Here is a 17,422-nt window from a genome sequence, read left to right as displayed (position 1 = left end):
GCCATTGTGCGATCGCCTCTCCCTTGCTTCCATCAAGTAAAATTGCTCGAAAGCTATAATAACTTAGATTCAAGTCAAAGATTTAAGTAAACAGGAACTTTATTATGTTATGGGTAATTCAAGAAAACTTATTTCAAGAAAGGGAATATGAAAATTTCTTGGATGCCTGCCTTCGACAAGGCATCAATTATTGTCAGGTTAAAATAGTTCCTTTCTCCCATAACCTAGTTCCAGAAATTACTGAACCAAATCCCATTTTAGCATTCGGTTCTACTGCCTTAGTGCGAATTTCCCAAGAGCGAGGCTGGTATCCGGGAGTATTCCATAATCAGAATTTTCACTTTAAAGTATGGTCGGAAGCTTGGGGGAAAAACATCTTAAATTACCAAGCTAAAATCTTTCCTATTTCTCAAATTGAAAAGGGGATAAGTGAGCTAAATAAATTTTTTGTGCGACCTTGTGAGGATTTAAAACATTTTAACGGCACAGTAATCGACAAAGAATATTTAAAGTCTTGGAAAGAAGAAGTATTTAGTAAATCAACTTATTTAACAGAAGATACAGAAGTAATGATTTCTCCTGTGCAAACTCTTTATAAAGAGTATAGATTTTTTGTAGTTGATAATCATTTAGTTACAGGTTCTCTCTATAAATTGGGTGGTAAGTTTTGTTTAGATGCAAATGTTGAGCCAGATGCTTACCAATTTGTCTCACAAATGATGGAAATTTGGCAACCTTCAAGGGCTTTCGTAATTGATATTGCTTTAACTGAGGAAGGTTACAAGATTGTGGAAATAAATTGCATTAATTCGGCAGGTTTTTATGCAGCAGATGTGAGTAAAATAGTAAATGCTATACAAACAATGAAATTTTAGATAGGACGCTAGAGAAAAATTTCATCCTGGTTTCATTTTTATGTGGAACACTTAAAGTTTAGTTGCTCCCTTGTAGTCAAGGACATTTCCCATGATGCGCCGAGCTAACCGTTCCCAACTTTATGCACCGCTTTTGAGCTTTCTGATACTAACTACTCCCGCAATTGTTCTAGCACATCCCGGACATGGTGGGCATGAATTTGAAACTGGAAATGAAGCCGCGCCATCTTCTGAGGCGATTCAAGTTGATGCAGAAACAGCAAAACGGCTGTCAATTAAAGTTGAACCAGTGAAACGGCAACTGTTAGCTGTTAGCATTAAAACCACTGGGCAAATTGAAACTTTGCCTAGTAAAAAAGTTGAGGTAACTACACCAATTTCTGGGGCAAAAGTTGTTGAGTTGTTGGTTGAGCCTGGTGCTTTTGTGAAAGTAGGGCAACCTTTAGCTGTTTTAGCTGCACCTGATTTGGTGGAACTGCGGGTGAACTCTCAGGAAAAACAAGTTGAGGCGCAAGGGGATTTGCAAAAAGCGCAAGCTGATTTAAAACTGGCGCAAGAAAACTTAGTGCAACAACGTCAAATCGCTGCGGCTGAAATCGAACAAGCTAGCACTGAAGTTAGGGTGGCGAAGGAAAAGTATCAGCGCGATAAAGATTTGGCGAGTGCGGGGGCGATTCCGCGACGCACAATGCTGGAGTCGGAGGCTCATTTGCGAGAGGGTGAGGCGCAATTGGTGAAAGCGCTGAGTCGTCGGGAAGTTTTGGCTGGGGAAGCGGAACTGAAACGATCGCAAACTGCGGTTGAGGTGGCGAAGTCGCGTTTGGGGTTGAGTGAAACTGCTTATCAGACAAGGTTGCAACAACTGGGAACTCGCCCTAATGAGAAAGGTTTGGTGGTGGTGACGGCGCGGATTTCTGGTGTGGTGGTGGATAGGGAGGCTACACTGGGTCAAGCTTTTGAAGATGCGGGTGGTAAACTAATGACGATCGCAGATGATAGCCAAGTTTTTGCCACTGCAAATATTTATGAAAAAGATTTAGATAAAGTTAAATTAGGTCAGCGTGCAATGGCAAGATTTGCCAGTTTACCTAATCGCACATTTAACGGCAGAATAACAGTTATTGGCTCAGTTGTGGAAGGGGAAACACGAGTTTTACCTGTGAAAATTGAACTAGAAAATCCTAGCAAAGAGTTAAAACCGGGAATGTTTGCAGAGTTAGAAGTTTTCACAGATCAAACAGCGAACCCTATTTTAGCGATTCCTAGTTCTGCGGTGGTTGATGCTAATGGAAAAAAACTTGTTTATGTGCAGAATGGTGATGCTTTTCAAGGTGTAGAAGTTACTTTGGGTGAAACTTCAGGGGATTTGGTGGAGGTAAAAACTGGTTTATTTGAGGGAGATTTGTTAGTTACTCAGCGTGCGCCGCAACTTTATGCTCAATCTTTGCGCGGTAGTAATTTGAAAGCTAAAAGTCAAAAGGAAGAAGTTAAAAGTAAAGCGGAAGATTCAGGAAGCAAGAATTTAGAATTGGATATCAAAAATGTTGCGCCTTTTTGGTGGATGATTCCGGGGGTTGGTGCGATCGCATTTGCGGCTTTTTGGTTAGGTCGAAGAACCAAACCTCAGATAACATCGCCATCTCATACAATAGTTTATAGTAGCAATAATGAGAAAGGTGAATTATCTGTGTTGGGGAAGGGGGAGAGCGATCGCACAGTATGATAGAGAAAATAGAAGCGATCGGGTAATCAGATGTCTTATAGCCAGTTTACCTTAGAGACAGTCGAACAAGCTTTTGGATTGAGTATTATCGAAAAGCTTGACTTGTTCACGAACGTTCCAGAAGCATCCATTAGCGATTTCCTAAAGCAATCTCTGGAATATAACACGCCTCTAGCGTTAGAAATTGCTACAGAAAAAGCACGTTCAGAAATGATTATTGCGCCAATTTTAATCGAACTAAAAAAACAATTTAATTCTCATGAACAATACCTAGAATGGGAATCTCAGCAGGAAATTCGGCATGAATATGTTGATGGGGAAATTTTGGCTATGACAGGGGGTACTATTCCTCATAACGACATTACGCTATTTTTTATAGGGACTAATCCCGATGTTCTTGCTGTTCCAAGCAAGTCATTAAGCCTTACTTTGGCCGCGTTGCACTAGGTTCTCTCTGGTCTTTTTTGATTGATTGTTCATCTGCTACCTGACTAATCTGCTGTTTTAAACCAAACAAGATCAGAGATAAATTTTTCCGCTGCATTAACAGTACTGTAATTCCCCAACTAATCAATAGGACGATCATTGAAGCTAGAAGTAGAAATATAGATTTGGCTTCGTGGACATAATCAGGATACAAACGAATTGCTACCGATTGAAATATTTCAGTAAAAAAGAGATGAATAAGATAAATTCCAAAGGAGCAATATCCTAAGCTTTTAATTAAAAAATACTCGTTGAACATGGTTGAAGCAGCGAGCGCAGCTATTAAAGCTGTAAAACCTCTTGACACTTCATAGATAGACTGTGGCATTATAAGATCACCGAAAGTGTTAAAAACCAAAAAAGTAAGTATCCATAGTAAGGAATATCGGTTGATTAGCTTAAAACAGCGTTGATTCACAGCCGGATGTGCTAAAAGCATTGCAACCATGATGTAGGGTAAACATCTCAAAGTCCAGAAAATTACAACTAGAAGTAATCGTAACAGAGGATGAGAATTTCCTCCAGGGAAGACAACAGCTAATAATGGTTCAAATGCAACATTAGCAGGGGTTTTTAGCTCATTCCCAGATAGTAAAACCACTTCGTAAATTAGCAAACTCACTAGAGCAAGTATCCCTAATTTTCTTACAGAAATATTTCTAGCGCTCAAAAACTCCACCAGCTTTATTAGCAAGGTTCCTATTGATAACAGAGGAAGGAAGTATAAATGGAAAGCTGCTCCCCCAAAGAAAACAAGAGACAGAGGATCTCCGAAGAGTCCCAAAAATTTGCTGGATTCACCAGCAACCAAGTACTTAGCAGATTTATAAATTAAGTAAAAGATAGACCAAACCCCGTAAGGAATTAAAAGGCGAAGCAACCTTGAACGCAATGGGTATGAACTTTGGGAGAGATAAAGTTTGTTAATTGCCAGATAAAAAGACATAGCAAGAAAGAAAGGAACCGCAAACAGGGCAAAATCAGTAATCTTTGACCAACCCGGAGACATTACTTTCACACTTTCATCAATGTGAAGAATTATGACAGCATAAATTGCTAAACCTCGAAATAAGTCAATGCCACCTAATCGCTTATGCTCTCTCATAGTGATTAACTCCTTTGAGCGTGGTTGAACTAGCTAAGTACGCATCAGACCATTCAAATAATTTCCAGAAAATTTTGTTAAATCATTCAGATTTAATCAGCTTCCAAAGTTCAGTGGGATCAGATGGTACAGGACCTGGCGCTGGAAATTGAGCCATAATTTCTAAGCGATATTTTTGCTGTCTTAGCTCTTCCTTCAGATCTTTGGTCGGATTGAGCAGAAAAATATCAATACCCTGATTAAAGTTAGAGGTTTCTAAAGCTTCATCGCGAACAAATAGGAGTTTTACGTCTGAATCCAGGTTATAAAAGAAGACTGTTCCTGGACGTTTTCGGTTGACTACGATAAGTGGGTCTTTAGCTTGATGGATGATCCGAGAGACTTGATTAGTGGATTCACCACCATACTTATTCCACCAAGTATCTGCTTGTGAAATGATTGAACAGAAGATGATTCCACTAGTTACTAAAGCGGCTGTTGTTAGCAACCAAAACTTTCTTTGCCAGCGGTTTTGAGTGAAATTCAGAGATGAAATTTTATAGGTAAGCAGATAAGTAACACAAATTTGTACTCCTAAAAAGCAGGGTATTAAGTATCGAGGCCAAGTTTGGCGGTTTCCCCCTAAGAGCAAATCAATAGCAATTAAAGGCAATCCTGTCGAGCCAATCAAGGTAAACACAAACAGATAGACTTGTTTTGATGTTTTAATAAATAGAAAATAAATAGAGTAAGCAACTAAAACTAAAACGAATGGGATCAGGAAATAGAGACCAAACTTCCCAAAACCAAAGTACTCACTAGTTCGTGGATCAATAAAGGAAAGGCTAATATTTTCAGACCATAATCTAATTGCCCCTGCAAGGGTTAACGTATGCTTTTTCATCCAGGCAGATGAACCCTGGAAATCGGAAAAGTGTCTAAGAACCAAAATAGCCCAAGGGAAAAAGGCGATCAGGCTAGCAAAGGTTGCCAGAAGAAAGTATCGGAGTTTGCTTGTCAGTTGAAAAGATTCGCTCAAAACCACATAAACTAAATAACCAAATAAAACAAGTACAAAAAAGTACTGCGAGTAAAGACCTAAAATTGAAGAGATTGCATAGGTGAACCAAGCAACCTTTTTTTGTGTTCGGATTGCCCAGAGTAAAGAAGCACCTGAAAAAAGTACAACTAGCGTGAGTAAGCTATAAGGTCTTGCTTCTTGAGCATATATAACTTGAATCGGAGATACTAACAGTAATACAGTTCCCACTATGCCTGCTAACGAGGATCTAAATAATTCCAGGCAGAGCCAGTACATACAAGGAAATGCAAGGATGCTAAGAACAGCAGAGATACTCCGCAGCACTGAAACTGAGTGTCCAAAACTTTCAACCCAGGAACGTGCCATCAGAAAGTAAAGAGGCGGATGAACATCTGTGTAAAGCTTTTGAAGAGTATCGCCTAGATTTCTGTCAGGATTAGGGTATTGATATTTTAGGAAATCTCCAACGCTAACGATTCCTTTTGTAGAAAGCTTATCAATCACTTCTGATTCAGACTCGCCTAAAATCACAGAAAAGGAGGAATAACCCGAAATTACAGAAAAGGTGTGAGTTTCATCAGCCCAGACAGGTTTTTTGTCAAGATTGACAACGCGAAAAAATAGTCCTAATGCTAATACTAAAGCCAGTAAAATCAATAACCACCGCTGGGGCGATCTACTTAATTCGGGTAAAGAACTTATCAAATATTTGTTAGCTTTCATCTTAGAACATCCTCGTTTTATTGTCTGAAACCTTGTACAATAACAATCCTGAACAACAAAGGAATTTAGGACACCTTGGATGTTTTATTAGCGTTCAAGAATCTATGCTAGGACTAAATTGTAAAAAATTTGTAATAAAAATAAGAATTTTTTGGGTCTTTCAGGTTAACTGGAGCTTATATTTAGTTAGAGATGTGAAACTCTAAATGTAAAATTCGTAACTCTAACTGTGAAATTTGGTTAGCTGTTTGCAAAAAAGCAACCGTATTGGCTCGAATCGGTTCTAGAGTCAGTTCAGTTTTAAGTACCTCAATGTTTTAGAACTGACCTGAATCTATTTCCGTTGAAGTTTATCATCGCACAGAAGGTAAAATGTGGCTTTATTATGCTTATACGAATGGGGATGAGATAGCATTAGAAAGCATTGAGTTTGAGTGTGCGATCGAACTTTTGTATGAAGGGATTGTATTTGATAATCAATAAAAATTTTACATTTAATTACTTAAGAAAAAAATTATGAACAAAATAATTCCAAAAACTGATACTCTTTACGATCGAGATTTTGTGGCGTGGTGTGAAGATACTGCGGCTAAACTCAGATGTGGATATCTGTGGTAAAAAAACAAAATTTGGCACTTTGGCAAGAACTCTATTAAAAATAAGGTCTAATTTCATCCTGATTTCATTGGGCTGTGTGAATGATTAAAAAAGGAATTCTCCGTACTGACACCATTACCTGATAAATGTTCAGCACAATTCTCAGATGGGTAATCGATCGCAGATGGCTAGTCGTTATCGCTACCGTTATCATTACTCTGTGGACGATTTACGTCATTCCCCAAATGCAACTGGATGTCTTCCCGCCCTTTGCACCGCCCCAAGTGGAAATTCAGACGGAAGCACCCGGACTCGCACCCGAAGAAATCGAATCTTTAGTGACATTACTCATTGAGAGTGCAATTAACGGAACGCCGGGGGTAACAGCAGTGCGTTCCTCTTCAGCTGTAGGAATTTCAGTTGTGAAAGTCATCTTTGACTGGGGAACCGACATTTATCAAGCTCGGCAATTGGTGACAGAACGATTGCAGCAAGCGATGAGCAAATTGCCAAAAGCTGTGGAAACACCGCAACTTTCGCCAACTACCTCTCCTGTTGGCACCATTCTTACTTATGCTTTTACTTCCGAAACTACACCTTTAATGGAAGTGCGGCGCATTGTTGATTGGCAAGTAACAAATCGCCTTTTAGCTGTTCCCGGTGTCGCGCAAGTTGTAGCTTATGGTGGCGATGTGCGGCAATATCAAGTATTAGTTGATCCCGCAAAGTTGAAAGCTTTTGATGTGTCGTTGCAGGATGTCACAAAAGCAGTAGAAGCAGCTAATACTAACGCTCCTGGTGGCTATTTAATCACACCTGATAAAGAAACTTTAATTAGAGGAGTTGGGCGAATTGAAGCTTTGGAAGATTTGAAATATTCTGCTATTACTTCGCGTCAAGGAACGCCCGTCAGAATTGCTGATGTGGCAGATGTGCAAATTGGTGCGGCTATTAAGCGAGGTGATGGTAGTTTAAACGGTCAAAAATCTGTTGTTGTGTTGGTAAATAGACAGCCTAATGCTGATACTCCCACTGTGACGAGGGCGGTAGAAGCGGCAATGAAAGAAGTTCAACAATCTCTTCTCAAAGATATTAAATTTACTGTCACATTTCGGCAGGAAGAATATATTAAATCTTCGGTGGAAAATGTGCGATCGGCATTAGTTGAAGGCAGCATTATTGTTGCTGTAATCCTGATTCCATTTTTGATGAATTGGCGAACTCTTACGGTAGTTTTGTTGGATTTCTTTCTCACTTGGCTAATCGCATTGTTATTCATGTCTTGGGTGGGATTGGGTTTAAATACGATGACTTTGGGCGGCTTGTCAGTGGCAATTGGTACAGCCATTGATGATGCGATCGTTTATGCCGAAAACACCTACCGCAACTTGAGAGAAAATAAACTATCTCTTAATCCCCGCCCAATAATGGATGTGATTTTTGATGGCAGCAATGAAGTCCGCGACTCTTTAATTGGTGCGACAGTAATTGGCATTGTCGTCTTCTCACCAATTTTTACATTGCCCGGTGTAGAAGGTCGAATTTTTACACCAATGGGAATTACTTATCTGGTAGTTGTGGTAATTTCTAGTCTGGAATCTTTGCTGATTTCTCCAGCATTGTGTGCCATCATTTTACCTAGCAAAAAAATGAGAGTAAGAGAACCTTGGTTGCCGAGATTTGCCAAGCGAGTTTATAGTTTCTTTTTAAATTTTTCGATGCGTCATTCAGGCATTATTTTAAGTTTGGCTAGTGCGGCAATGGTGGCAGCATTAATTATTTTACCTTCATTTGGTCGATCGTTCTTACCTGAGTTTCAAGAACAAACATTAGTTAATACCATCCTTCTCTATCCCGGCGTATCTCTTGAGGCGACAAATAGTGCGGCATTTGCGATCGAAGATGCGCTAAAAAAAGACCCTAATTTTGATTATGTTCAAGTGCGTTCTGGACGTGCCCCAGGAGACAGCGATGCAGCGGGAGTAAATTCAGCGCACATCGATATGGGTATTAGCGAAGCGGGAATGAAAAACCGGACAAAAACTTTAGAATTGCTGCGAGAAGAATTTGCCAAATTACCCGGAGTAGTACCCAATATCGGCGGGTTTATTTCTCACAGGATGGATGAGGTTTTATCCGGTGTGAGGAGTCAAATTGCTGTAAAAATATTTGGTTCTGATTTAGAGCAGCTGCGAGAAATTGGTGCCAAAGTTGAGGAGCAAATGAAAACAGTTGCAGGAATTGTAGATTTGCAACTTGAGCCACAAGTACCGATTCAACAAATACAAGTAAAGTTCGATCGCCAAGCTGCTGGCAGATACGGTTTAAATGTCGGAGAATTATCAGAAATTATTGAAACTTCTTTGAATGGGCAAGTAGTTTCTCAAGTTTTGGAAGGACAACAAACCTTTGATTTAGTTGTCTGGCTGAAGCCAGAAGCTCGCAATAATTTAGAAACAATTCAAAACTTATTAGTTGATACTCCGACAGGTAATAAAATTCCTCTAGCTCAAGTCGCTAGGGTGCAATACGGGACTGGCCCAAATACAATTAACCGCGAAAATGTTTCTCGGTTGATTGTTGTTTCTGCTAATGCTAAAGGGAGAGATTTGCGATCGGTTGTGAATGAAATTCAAGCCAAAGTTAAGCAAAATGTTCAAGTCCATTTTGGTTACTTTATTCAGTATGGAGGTCAATTTGAAGCCGAACAAAGAGCTTCACAAAATATTTTGGTGTTTAGTGCGATCGCCTTTATTATCATTACCGTCTTGATGTACCTTTCGGTTAAATCCATTGCTTCAACAGCAATGATTATGATTAATTTACCGATCGGATTGGTAGGAGGAATTGTTTCTGTAGCTTTGACTGGAAGCGTGATTTCTGTAGCTTCCTTAGTTGGCTTTGTGACATTATTTGGCGTAGCTACCCGCAATGGTTTGTTATTAGTAGATAACTACAATACCAAGTTTGCCGAAGGAATGCCTGCAAAAGATGCCATAGTCAAAGGTTCAATGGAACGGCTTAATGCTATTTTAATGACCGCTTTAACTTCAGCTTTGGGGTTAATACCTTTAGTAGTAGAAGGAGGGCCAGGGAAAGAAATTTTACAACCGCTTGCGATCGTCGTTTTGGGTGGATTATTTACTTCAACAGCATTAACTTTATTAGTTCTCCCAGCACTTTATTCTCAGTTTGGTAAATTATTAATCCCGAAACCAAATCAGCAAGAGGATAAGGTGATTATCAGTGATAAAGTTAAGGTCTGATGAAATAGCTTATCTCTTTCTCTTTCCTTCGCGTCCTTTGCGTCCTTTGCGGTTTCAAAATTTTTTAAACCGCAAAGAACGCAAAGAGCGCAAAGAAGAAGAAGAAGAGAGTATTAAAGGTTCAATTGTTTTATTTTAGGAGCAAAAACCATGAAGCCTGTCAAATCTTTGTTAATAGTTATAGGCAGCTTAAGTTTGATTTTGTTAGAAGGCTGTAGTAATAATAACCAAGCTACAAGCCCAGAGAGTAGTCCAACAAGTGCAAGTTCACCTGAGTCAACTGCACAACAAACTAATGTTACTAAAACTGAGTCTTCTGGTCATGCAGCAACACCTTTAAAAGGTGGTCAAGTTGTCGAGTCCGGGCCTTATCATTTAGAGTTTGTTCCACTTAAGGAAAGTAAGAGTGTTCATCTGGATTTCTATTTACAAAAAGGTGACAATCACGAAGCTATTCCTAATGCTAAAGTAGTGGCTCAAGTTCAATTGCCTGATGGAACTCAAAAGAGTATTCCTCTCACTTATGATGCTCAAGGAAAACACTATGCAGCTGTACTTTCTGAAACGGCACCGGGTCAGTATAATGTGAAAATTACTTCGGATATTGACGGTAAAAAGGTAGACGGACGGTTTAGTTTTAATCGGTAAATTCTGATTGATTTGATGATGAATAAATAAGTCATAAGATTAATGTGCTGTTTCTACCAATTAGCTAAAATAACAAAATCGATTACTGGTAGGAGGTAAAGGATGTCAGGCAAAAAATTACCAGATATTGGTATAAACAGCGAAAATGCCTTGCCACAACTTTTCATCAAACCACCCAAGCTTTCTAGCAGCGGGAAAATGTGGAGTGGGATTAGTTTAGAACAGCACTACCTACCACCAGGGGAAACTTCTGAATATTCTCTTAAACAGTTTGCTATCACTATTAATCTTGGTCAGACTTTTCAGATAGAAAGAATTGTGGATCGGCATCTCGAAAAAGGTTTAATGTTTACGGGTGCTGTTGGGCTTTGTCCAATTGACACTCCTCAAATAATTCGTTGGAATAGAGATGCTAACATTTTGATGCTTAGTTTAGAGGATGAATTACTAAGCAGTCATGCTGTAGAGTTATTGGATACCGATCAATATGAAATGTCACTTCATTTGATTACGCAAGATGCTTTAATTTATCAAATGGGATTGAAACTTCAGGAACAGCTGAGAACTAATGATTCAGATAGCCGTCTTTATGTTGAATCGGCTGCGACGTTTTTGGCTGTTCATCTTTTGCAAAATTACTCAATTCAAAAGGCTTTAGTTCGAGAGTATGCTGGGGGTTTACCAAAACAGCAGCTAAGAAAAGTAATTGATTATATCGACGCTCATTTAACACAGGATATTTCTTTGGATGCGATCGCAAATCATCTCAACATCAGTCGCTATCATTTTTGCCGATTGTTCAAACAATCTACTGGTTTAAGTCCACATCAATATGTGATTCAACAGCGAGTAGAACGAGCTAAACAACTATTAAAACGCGGTAAGTTGAGTATTGCTGAAACTGCGATCGCCTGTGGTTTTAACCATCAAAGTCATCTTCACCGCCACTTTAAACGGTTAACTGGTGTCACACCGGGAACTTTTCTCAATTCCTAGCAAGTTCGTGTAAAAACAGCAAAAACAAGCAAGATTTCTGGTTGATGGCTTGCCACTATTAAGGCATCTTTTTCAATTTTTTACGCTTTAGCAAAAGTTGCGTAAGTCATAAAACTGCAAATTTTTGACGGTTTTTGGAGAATATATGATGGACATCGTAGAAACAAGTTTTGCACTCGACGACTTGATCATCCCACTTGATGACCAAATTTGGACTCAAGACTCTCCTAGTATTGAAGGTGTTGCTGAAGCAGGAGACAGCTTTGGTCGAAGTTTAAGTTCAGGTGACTTTAATGGTGATGGTAGAGATGATTTAGCGATCGGTGTTCCCGGAGAAGATGTTGACTCTAACTCTAACTCGATCGTCAATGCTGGTGCAGTAAATGCTCTGTATGGCTCGGCTACCAGTTTAACTGGATCGGGTAATCAAATTTGGACTCAAGAAACTCCAAATATTGAAGGTGTCCCTGAGACAGGAGACGGCTTTGGTCAAAGTTTAGCATCGGGTGACTTTAATGGCGATGGTAGAGACGATTTAGCGATCGGTGTTCCCGGAGAAAGTGTTGGCTCTAACTCCAATGCTGGCGCAGTAAATGTGCTCTATGGCTCGACTACTGGCTTAACTGACACAGCTGACGACATCTGGACTCAAAATAGTTCAAATGTTGAAGGTGCTGCGGAAGCGAACGATCAATTTGGTTCTAGCCTGACAACCGGAGATTTCAATGGGGATGGTAGAGATGATTTGGCGATCGGTGTTCCCTTAGAAGAAATCGGTTCGATTTTCAATGCTGGCGCAGTCAATGTACTCTATGGCTCCGCTAGTGGCTTAACTGACACAGCTGACGAAATCTGGCATCAAAATAGTTCCAATATTGAAGGTGCTGCGGAAGCAGGAGATACTTTTGGTAATAGTTTGGCATCGGGTGATTTTAATGGTGATGGTAGAGATGATTTAGCAGTTGGTGTTCCGGGAGAAGATCTCGGTTCTACTTCCGCTACGGGTGCGGTAAATGTACTCTATGGTTCCAATAGTGGTTTAAGTGCAACAAATAACCAAATCTGGCATCAAAATAGTACAAATGTTGAAGGTGCTGCTGAGGCTGGAGATGTTTTTGGTCAAAGTTTAGCCGTTGGTGACTTTAATGGCGACGGTAAAGAGGATTTGGCGATCGGCGCTCCCGGAGAAGATATTGGCTCAATCTTCAATGCTGGCGCAGTGAATGTGCTTTATGGTTCCAATGATGGTTTAACTCCTACAAATAACCAAATTTGGCATCAAGATATTACTGATATTACAGGAGTGGCGGAAAACAGTGACCAATTTGGCGCAAGTTTAGCCGTTGGTGACTTTAACGGGGATGGGAGAGATGATCTGGCGATCGGTGTTCCTGAAGAAGATGTTGGCACAATTAATTCAGCGGGAGCAGTGAATATACTCTATGGCTCAAGTACTGGCTTAACGCCAATGGGGAATCAACTCTGGACTCAAGATTCTCCTGGTGTTCAAGGTGTGGCCCAGGCTAGCGCTCGCTTTGGTAGCAGTGTAACGGCTGGTGATTTCAACAACGATGGTTTTGCAGATTTGGCGATCGGCGCTCCTTTCGGCAGCATTGGCGGTACAACTAACATTTTATATGGCTCAGCTAGTGGTTTATTTGCTTAATTATTCTGGGTTTCCTGTTAGTTTCAGTTCACCTTGCTCTCATAAAATAATCCAATTTGCTCGTTGAAAGTTAGCAGAGGAGGCTTAGAATTAAGATAGTTGTCGCTGAAGTTTTAATTAGTAAATCGTTTTTGATTTTATGAGAGTTCTGTTAGTCGAAGATGAGCCAGATTTAGGTGCAGCGATTAAGCGGGTTTTGCATCAGGAAAAGTATCTGGTTGATTGGGTGCAAAATGGGATAGAAGCGGGGAATTATTTGTCAGATGAACACACTCAATATACTCTGGCTATCTTTGATTGGTTACTACCAGGAATCTCAGGATTAGAGTTGTGCAAAAAAGTGCGATCGCAACACAACCCCCTACCAATTTTAATGCTTACAGCTAAAGATCATGAGCAAGATAAAGTTGCTGGGTTGGATGCTGGCGCTGATGATTATTTGGTGAAACCTTTCGGAATGGCAGAACTTTTGGCAAGGTTGCGGGCTCTGCAAAGGCGATCGCCTCAACTCCAACCCCAAAAACTAACAGTGGGAAATTTAACTTTAGATTACAGCACTCGTACTGTTTGTTTTCAAAATACTAAAGGCGAAAAGCAGGTGATTTCTCTAACTACTAAAGAGTTTCAACTGTTGGAATATTTTATGAAACATCCTAGCTTTGTTCTTAGTACCGATCAAATTCGTAATCAGTTGTGGGAAATGAGTGCAGAACCTATTAGTAATGTTGTGGCGGCGCAAGTGCGTTTGTTGCGGCGCAAATTAGCTGCTAGTGGTTGTCCTGATTTGATTGAAACTTTACATGGTATGGGGTATCGTTTTAACCCTAATTAAGGCAATTTGTTAGTTACAAATATTGTCGGTTTGATCCCCCCTAACCCCCCTTAATCAGGGGGGAACCGGATTGAAAGTCCCCCTTTTTAAGGGGGATAATGGGGGATCTAAAACTAGGAACTTGAGTTAATTATGAATCAAAATAAACTGTTTAACCGAACTCGCACTCGCTTGGCTTTATCTTATGCTGGAGTGATGGGAATAATTTTAAGTTTGTCTGGATTTGGTGTGTATGAAGCGATCGCTCATGCTCATCGTGTAGCGATCGATCGCGAGTTAGAATCTGTAGCAGGAACTCTCCATGACAGCATTGAATTAAAGTTAAATCAACCCGGAGTTTTAGAACCAATTGTTGAGGAACTTTTACCAAATCTTTGTTTAGCAGGATCTAGCTGCATGACAAATAAAGCCAGTTCTTATCGTCACATTCTTAGCGCCATAAATCAAGGAAATTATTATATCCGTTTCTTTGATATTTCAGGTCAGTTGATTGCGATCGCAGGTGCTCATCCAGAAGGATTACCTTTAGTATTAAATAAGGAAAAATGGCAAACCCTTAAAGATAGTAAAGGCAACTTTTATCACCAAATTTCTATAACTTTACATACTCGCGATCATCGGAATTGGGGTTACTTTCAAGTCGGGAGAAGTCTGAAAGATTTCAATCATTATCTGAATAATGTGAAATGGATTATGAAATTGGGATTACCCACTACCCTGGTTTTAGTAGCTGTTTCTAGTTGGTGGTTAGCTGGTTTAGCAATGCAACCAATTTACCAATCTTACCAGCAAATTCAACAATTTACAGCGGATGCTGCTCATGAGTTGCGAACACCTTTAGCAGCAACACAAGCAACAATAGAATCCGCACATTCATTACCTGATTTAGATGAAAAAGAATTCCAAGATATCCTCGAAACAATTAGTCGGCAAAATCGAAGATTGATTCAGTTAGTCGCTGATTTGTTACTATTAGCTCGTTTAGAACAACAAGTTACACCAAAGCAATTTAAAAATTGTTTTGTCAATGATATTGTTAACGATTTAGTCGAGGAATTTGCCGCTTTAGCACTCTCGAAATCGGTAAGCTTAACTGCTGAAATACGAGTCAATAATCCACTCAATGTTATGGGGAATGAAGAACAACTTTATCGCTTAGTTTCTAACTTAATTATTAATGCTATTCAATACACTCCCGCTAAGGGTCAAGTAACAGTTATATTAGATAGTATTGACAATCAAGCTTTAATTCAGATTCAAGATACAGGTATTGGTATTCCAACTGCTGAACAAAAACGAATTTTCGATCGCTTCTACCGCATCAATAGCGATCGCTCTCGTCACACAGGCGGAGCGGGATTAGGATTAGCGATCGCCAAAGCAATCATTCAATCCCACAAAGGTAGTATACAACTACAAAGTGAACCAAACAAAGGTAGCACTTTTACTATTAAATTACCCTTATAAATTTTTTTTGGAACCGCAAAGAACGCAAAGAACGCAAAGAAAGAAGAAGAAAGAAGATCTTAACCTAAATTTGAGATTAACTCCCATTTTGGGCTAGTTAAAGTATTACGTAAACGCCAAGTTTTACCAGAAGAAAACATTTCTAAAACTCCAGTCTTTAAACCTTCGCGCAAATAAGGACTTTCTAAAACTGACCAATCTTTTAATATTCGTTCTTGACCATTAATAATAGCACGAGCAATACCTTGATCTGGTTGATAGGTCATTTCTAAACGATTTCCTGCTAAACTATTGTATGTCAATTTGCCGAGACTTTCCCATTCTCGATCGCCAATTTCACTTTGATCCAATGCCGCAGTTAAACGCTGAAAATCAGGATAATCGCTAACTCTAGCTATATCCGTAATCCAAGCAGTGCGATCGCCTTTCGCCACCAAAGCTTGATAATCTTTTTCCCGGCGACTTGTTGATACAGGAGAAAGTAAACTCATTTCTCCCCAAGGACGCACACACAACCAAACTTCGTAAATTCGCCAAATATACCAAGATTTATATCGCTTTGGTTCCCCAAAAGTTGCAGGTAAAACTAAATGCGATCGGTTAGGTACACCAGCATTTTTATCCTGTTCATTCAATCGCAATTGATAAATTACAGTACCATCTTTTTGCAGATATTGATCTCCCGGACTGCGCCCAGTTGCCATTGAATTATGATAAGTTCCCCCTAAACTAATCACAGCATTTTTTTCTCCTTTTGGGTCACGCACTACTAATTTATAAGTTGCGTATTGGGCATTAATTGTGCCTTTAACTTGATAGGATTTTCCCGGTATTAGCAAAGTAGATAAACTGTAGTCATTAGTAATATAAAAAGTTTCCCAAAATTGGTTATCTAGATGATAGCTGTAATATGCTGGATGACTAGCTAAAAGTTGAAAAGGTAAAGGAATTTCTTTTCTAGCTAATGCTTTAAATTCTGTTGGCGGACGGTAACTACTTAAACCAGCAAGTAACGCCAATGGTGCCACATTTTTACTCATTCTTTCGGCAACTTTGACATCATCTCCCCACCACATCCAAGCAACAGCTGATAATTCTTTTTGATCCCAAGTTCCGCGATCAAAACCTCGACTTTCTGCACCTCCCGCAGTTCCCCAACTTAAGCGCACCGCCATATTAGCAGCATACCAATCTAAAGCAGCTTTAGCTAATTCTTTTAATTCGGGAGTTTTGGCAAAGTCGTAAAGATTTAATAAGCCCCCAATGCTATATCCATAATAAGTAGAAGAGTGAAATTCCCCTTGTCCAATAGTTAGAAACTTATTAATTTCTGCACGCAACCAAGCTTCAATAGATGCAGCAGTCGCCGGATCGCTATTTGTCGATCCACTACCATCTATTAATGCTAAACCAGAAAGTCTTTGCATCATCATGTGGTTTTCTGTACCAGTTTCTAACCACTCTTTAATCCGAGGGGATTCCAGCATACTCCGATAAGATGCTGTTACATTGTCTGGCATTTTATCTCGAAAATAAAAGTAAATTGGAATATCAAAAGCGCTGCGAAAATGGTAAAGATCGGATTGGTCTTTATCCATATTTAGCAAGATATCCCAACTGTGTTGGCGATCGTACTTATCCCCCAAACTCAACCGCGCTAAAATTACAGGTAACAAGTATTTATGAGGATCGCCAATCTTTTCTCTCCGCCACCAAGCATCTAACTCATCTAAATTTAGGGCGGCGATTTTTTGGCGAATGGCAAGACTGCGAAGGGCAAAAGCAGCTTCATCATTCTTTGCTGAATTAACCTGATTTGCTACTAAATAATTATCTTGTTTAACAGGTAACTTACTGTTTACTGGAATACCGACAGCGCAAGCAAAACATATTAAACTAACTAAAGCAACGGTTGCAATAAATTTAATTTTCATTAACCAACTTTTTCGCTACACTACCATGTTAGTCATTGGTTATTCGTCATTGGTCATTGGTAAATAAATATTTACTCCTGACA

13 protein-coding genes and 1 pseudogene are annotated in these 17,422 nt (G+C 39.6%); 11 read left to right on the top strand and 3 right to left on the bottom strand.

The features are described 5' to 3' along the window. Positions 1-104 precede the first annotated feature (104 nt). The 3 genes from ACE1CC_RS34390 (at position 105) to ACE1CC_RS34380 (ending at position 3,045) form a co-directional block, all read left to right on the top strand. Positions 105-875 carry an ATP-grasp domain-containing protein gene (locus ACE1CC_RS34390; protein WP_413274929.1) on the top strand — a complete coding sequence of 257 codons (771 nt, stop codon included), beginning with the start codon at positions 105-107 and terminating at the stop codon, positions 873-875. Positions 876-969: 94 nt separating this feature from the next. After that, positions 970-2,598 (top strand): efflux RND transporter periplasmic adaptor subunit, encoded by a 1,629-nt coding sequence (locus tag ACE1CC_RS34385; protein WP_459563955.1) that lies wholly within the window; start codon positions 970-972, stop codon positions 2,596-2,598. 30 nt (positions 2,599-2,628) lie between these two features. Further along, a complete protein-coding gene (locus ACE1CC_RS34380; protein WP_413274927.1) occupies positions 2,629-3,045 on the top strand; it encodes a Uma2 family endonuclease in 417 nt (138 codons plus the stop codon). Here ACE1CC_RS34380 and ACE1CC_RS34375 read toward each other — a convergent pair. Next, on the bottom strand, positions 3,023-4,189 hold the full coding sequence (locus ACE1CC_RS34375) for an acyltransferase family protein (RefSeq protein ID WP_413274926.1): 1,167 nt from the start codon (positions 4,187-4,189) through the stop codon (positions 3,023-3,025). The two genes, ACE1CC_RS34380 and ACE1CC_RS34375, sit on opposite strands and share 23 nt — an antisense overlap. A gap of 82 nt (positions 4,190-4,271) precedes the next feature. Further along, positions 4,272-5,867, bottom strand: a complete 1,596-nt coding sequence (locus ACE1CC_RS34370; protein WP_413274925.1) for a glycosyltransferase family 39 protein — start codon at positions 5,865-5,867, stop codon at positions 4,272-4,274. Positions 5,868-6,260: 393 nt separating this feature from the next. Between ACE1CC_RS34370 and ACE1CC_RS37045 the strand changes: the two are divergent. From ACE1CC_RS37045 to rppB, 8 genes and pseudogenes are all read left to right on the top strand, one after another. Further along, positions 6,261-6,416, top strand: a pseudogene (locus tag ACE1CC_RS37045) (Uma2 family endonuclease); the annotation flags it as partial. A gap of 260 nt (positions 6,417-6,676) precedes the next feature. Continuing rightward, positions 6,677-9,796 carry an efflux RND transporter permease subunit gene (locus ACE1CC_RS34365; RefSeq protein WP_413274924.1) on the top strand — a complete coding sequence of 1,040 codons (3,120 nt, stop codon included), beginning with the start codon at positions 6,677-6,679 and terminating at the stop codon, positions 9,794-9,796. Continuing rightward, on the top strand, positions 9,777-9,935 hold the full coding sequence (locus ACE1CC_RS34360) for a hypothetical protein (protein WP_413274923.1): 159 nt from the start codon (positions 9,777-9,779) through the stop codon (positions 9,933-9,935). The genes ACE1CC_RS34365 and ACE1CC_RS34360 overlap by 20 nt, the downstream gene beginning before the upstream one ends. An 11-nt stretch (positions 9,936-9,946) precedes the next feature. Beyond that, positions 9,947-10,444, top strand: a complete 498-nt coding sequence (locus ACE1CC_RS34355; protein ID WP_413274922.1) for a hypothetical protein — start codon at positions 9,947-9,949, stop codon at positions 10,442-10,444. 102 nt (positions 10,445-10,546) lie between these two features. Continuing rightward, the gene (locus ACE1CC_RS34350) at positions 10,547-11,440 is read left to right on the top strand and encodes a helix-turn-helix domain-containing protein (protein WP_413274921.1); all 894 of its coding nucleotides are present in this window, start codon (positions 10,547-10,549) and stop codon (positions 11,438-11,440) included. A 145-nt stretch (positions 11,441-11,585) separates the two neighbouring features. Next, positions 11,586-13,106: an FG-GAP repeat protein gene (locus ACE1CC_RS34345; protein ID WP_413274920.1), complete on the top strand. Its 1,521-nt coding sequence runs from the start codon at positions 11,586-11,588 to the stop codon at positions 13,104-13,106. Positions 13,107-13,245: 139 nt separating this feature from the next. Continuing rightward, positions 13,246-13,938, top strand: a complete 693-nt coding sequence (gene rppA / locus ACE1CC_RS34340) for a two-component system response regulator RppA (protein WP_413274919.1) — start codon at positions 13,246-13,248, stop codon at positions 13,936-13,938. A 132-nt stretch (positions 13,939-14,070) separates the two neighbouring features. Beyond that, positions 14,071-15,405 (top strand): two-component system sensor histidine kinase RppB, encoded by a 1,335-nt coding sequence (gene rppB, locus ACE1CC_RS34335; protein WP_413274918.1) that lies wholly within the window; start codon positions 14,071-14,073, stop codon positions 15,403-15,405. A 59-nt stretch (positions 15,406-15,464) separates the two neighbouring features. Here the strand turns inward: rppB and ACE1CC_RS34330 are convergent, their stop codons facing one another. Next, positions 15,465-17,339 carry a hypothetical protein gene (locus ACE1CC_RS34330; RefSeq protein ID WP_413274917.1) on the bottom strand — a complete coding sequence of 625 codons (1,875 nt, stop codon included), beginning with the start codon at positions 17,337-17,339 and terminating at the stop codon, positions 15,465-15,467. Between the last annotated feature and the right edge of the window lie 83 nt (positions 17,340-17,422).

This window comes from Floridaenema aerugineum BLCC-F46 (assembly GCF_041929345.1).
Taxonomy (GTDB): Bacteria; Cyanobacteriota; Cyanobacteriia; order Cyanobacteriales; family Aerosakkonemataceae; genus Floridanema; species Floridanema aerugineum.
Note: the sequence above shows the minus strand (reverse complement) of the source record. Positions and strands in the feature narration are given on the sequence as shown.

What these genes read in the sequence shown, in the direction of transcription:
- ACE1CC_RS34390 (WP_413274929.1), top strand. Translation starts at nt 105, where the DNA reads ATGTTATGGGTAATTCAAGAAAACTTATTTCAAGAAAGGGAATATGAA.
- ACE1CC_RS34385 (WP_459563955.1), top strand. Translation starts at nt 970, where the DNA reads ATGCGCCGAGCTAACCGTTCCCAACTTTATGCACCGCTTTTGAGCTTT.
- ACE1CC_RS34380 (WP_413274927.1), top strand. Translation starts at nt 2,629, where the DNA reads ATGTCTTATAGCCAGTTTACCTTAGAGACAGTCGAACAAGCTTTTGGA.
- ACE1CC_RS34375 (WP_413274926.1), bottom strand. Translation starts at nt 4,189, where the DNA reads ATGAGAGAGCATAAGCGATTAGGTGGCATTGACTTATTTCGAGGTTTA.
- ACE1CC_RS34365 (WP_413274924.1), top strand. Translation starts at nt 6,677, where the DNA reads ATGTTCAGCACAATTCTCAGATGGGTAATCGATCGCAGATGGCTAGTC.
- ACE1CC_RS34355 (WP_413274922.1), top strand. Translation starts at nt 9,947, where the DNA reads ATGAAGCCTGTCAAATCTTTGTTAATAGTTATAGGCAGCTTAAGTTTG.
- ACE1CC_RS34350 (WP_413274921.1), top strand. Translation starts at nt 10,547, where the DNA reads ATGTCAGGCAAAAAATTACCAGATATTGGTATAAACAGCGAAAATGCC.
- ACE1CC_RS34345 (WP_413274920.1), top strand. Translation starts at nt 11,586, where the DNA reads ATGATGGACATCGTAGAAACAAGTTTTGCACTCGACGACTTGATCATC.
- rppA (WP_413274919.1), top strand. Translation starts at nt 13,246, where the DNA reads ATGAGAGTTCTGTTAGTCGAAGATGAGCCAGATTTAGGTGCAGCGATT.
- rppB (WP_413274918.1), top strand. Translation starts at nt 14,071, where the DNA reads ATGAATCAAAATAAACTGTTTAACCGAACTCGCACTCGCTTGGCTTTA.
- ACE1CC_RS34330 (WP_413274917.1), bottom strand. Translation starts at nt 17,339, where the DNA reads ATGAAAATTAAATTTATTGCAACCGTTGCTTTAGTTAGTTTAATATGT.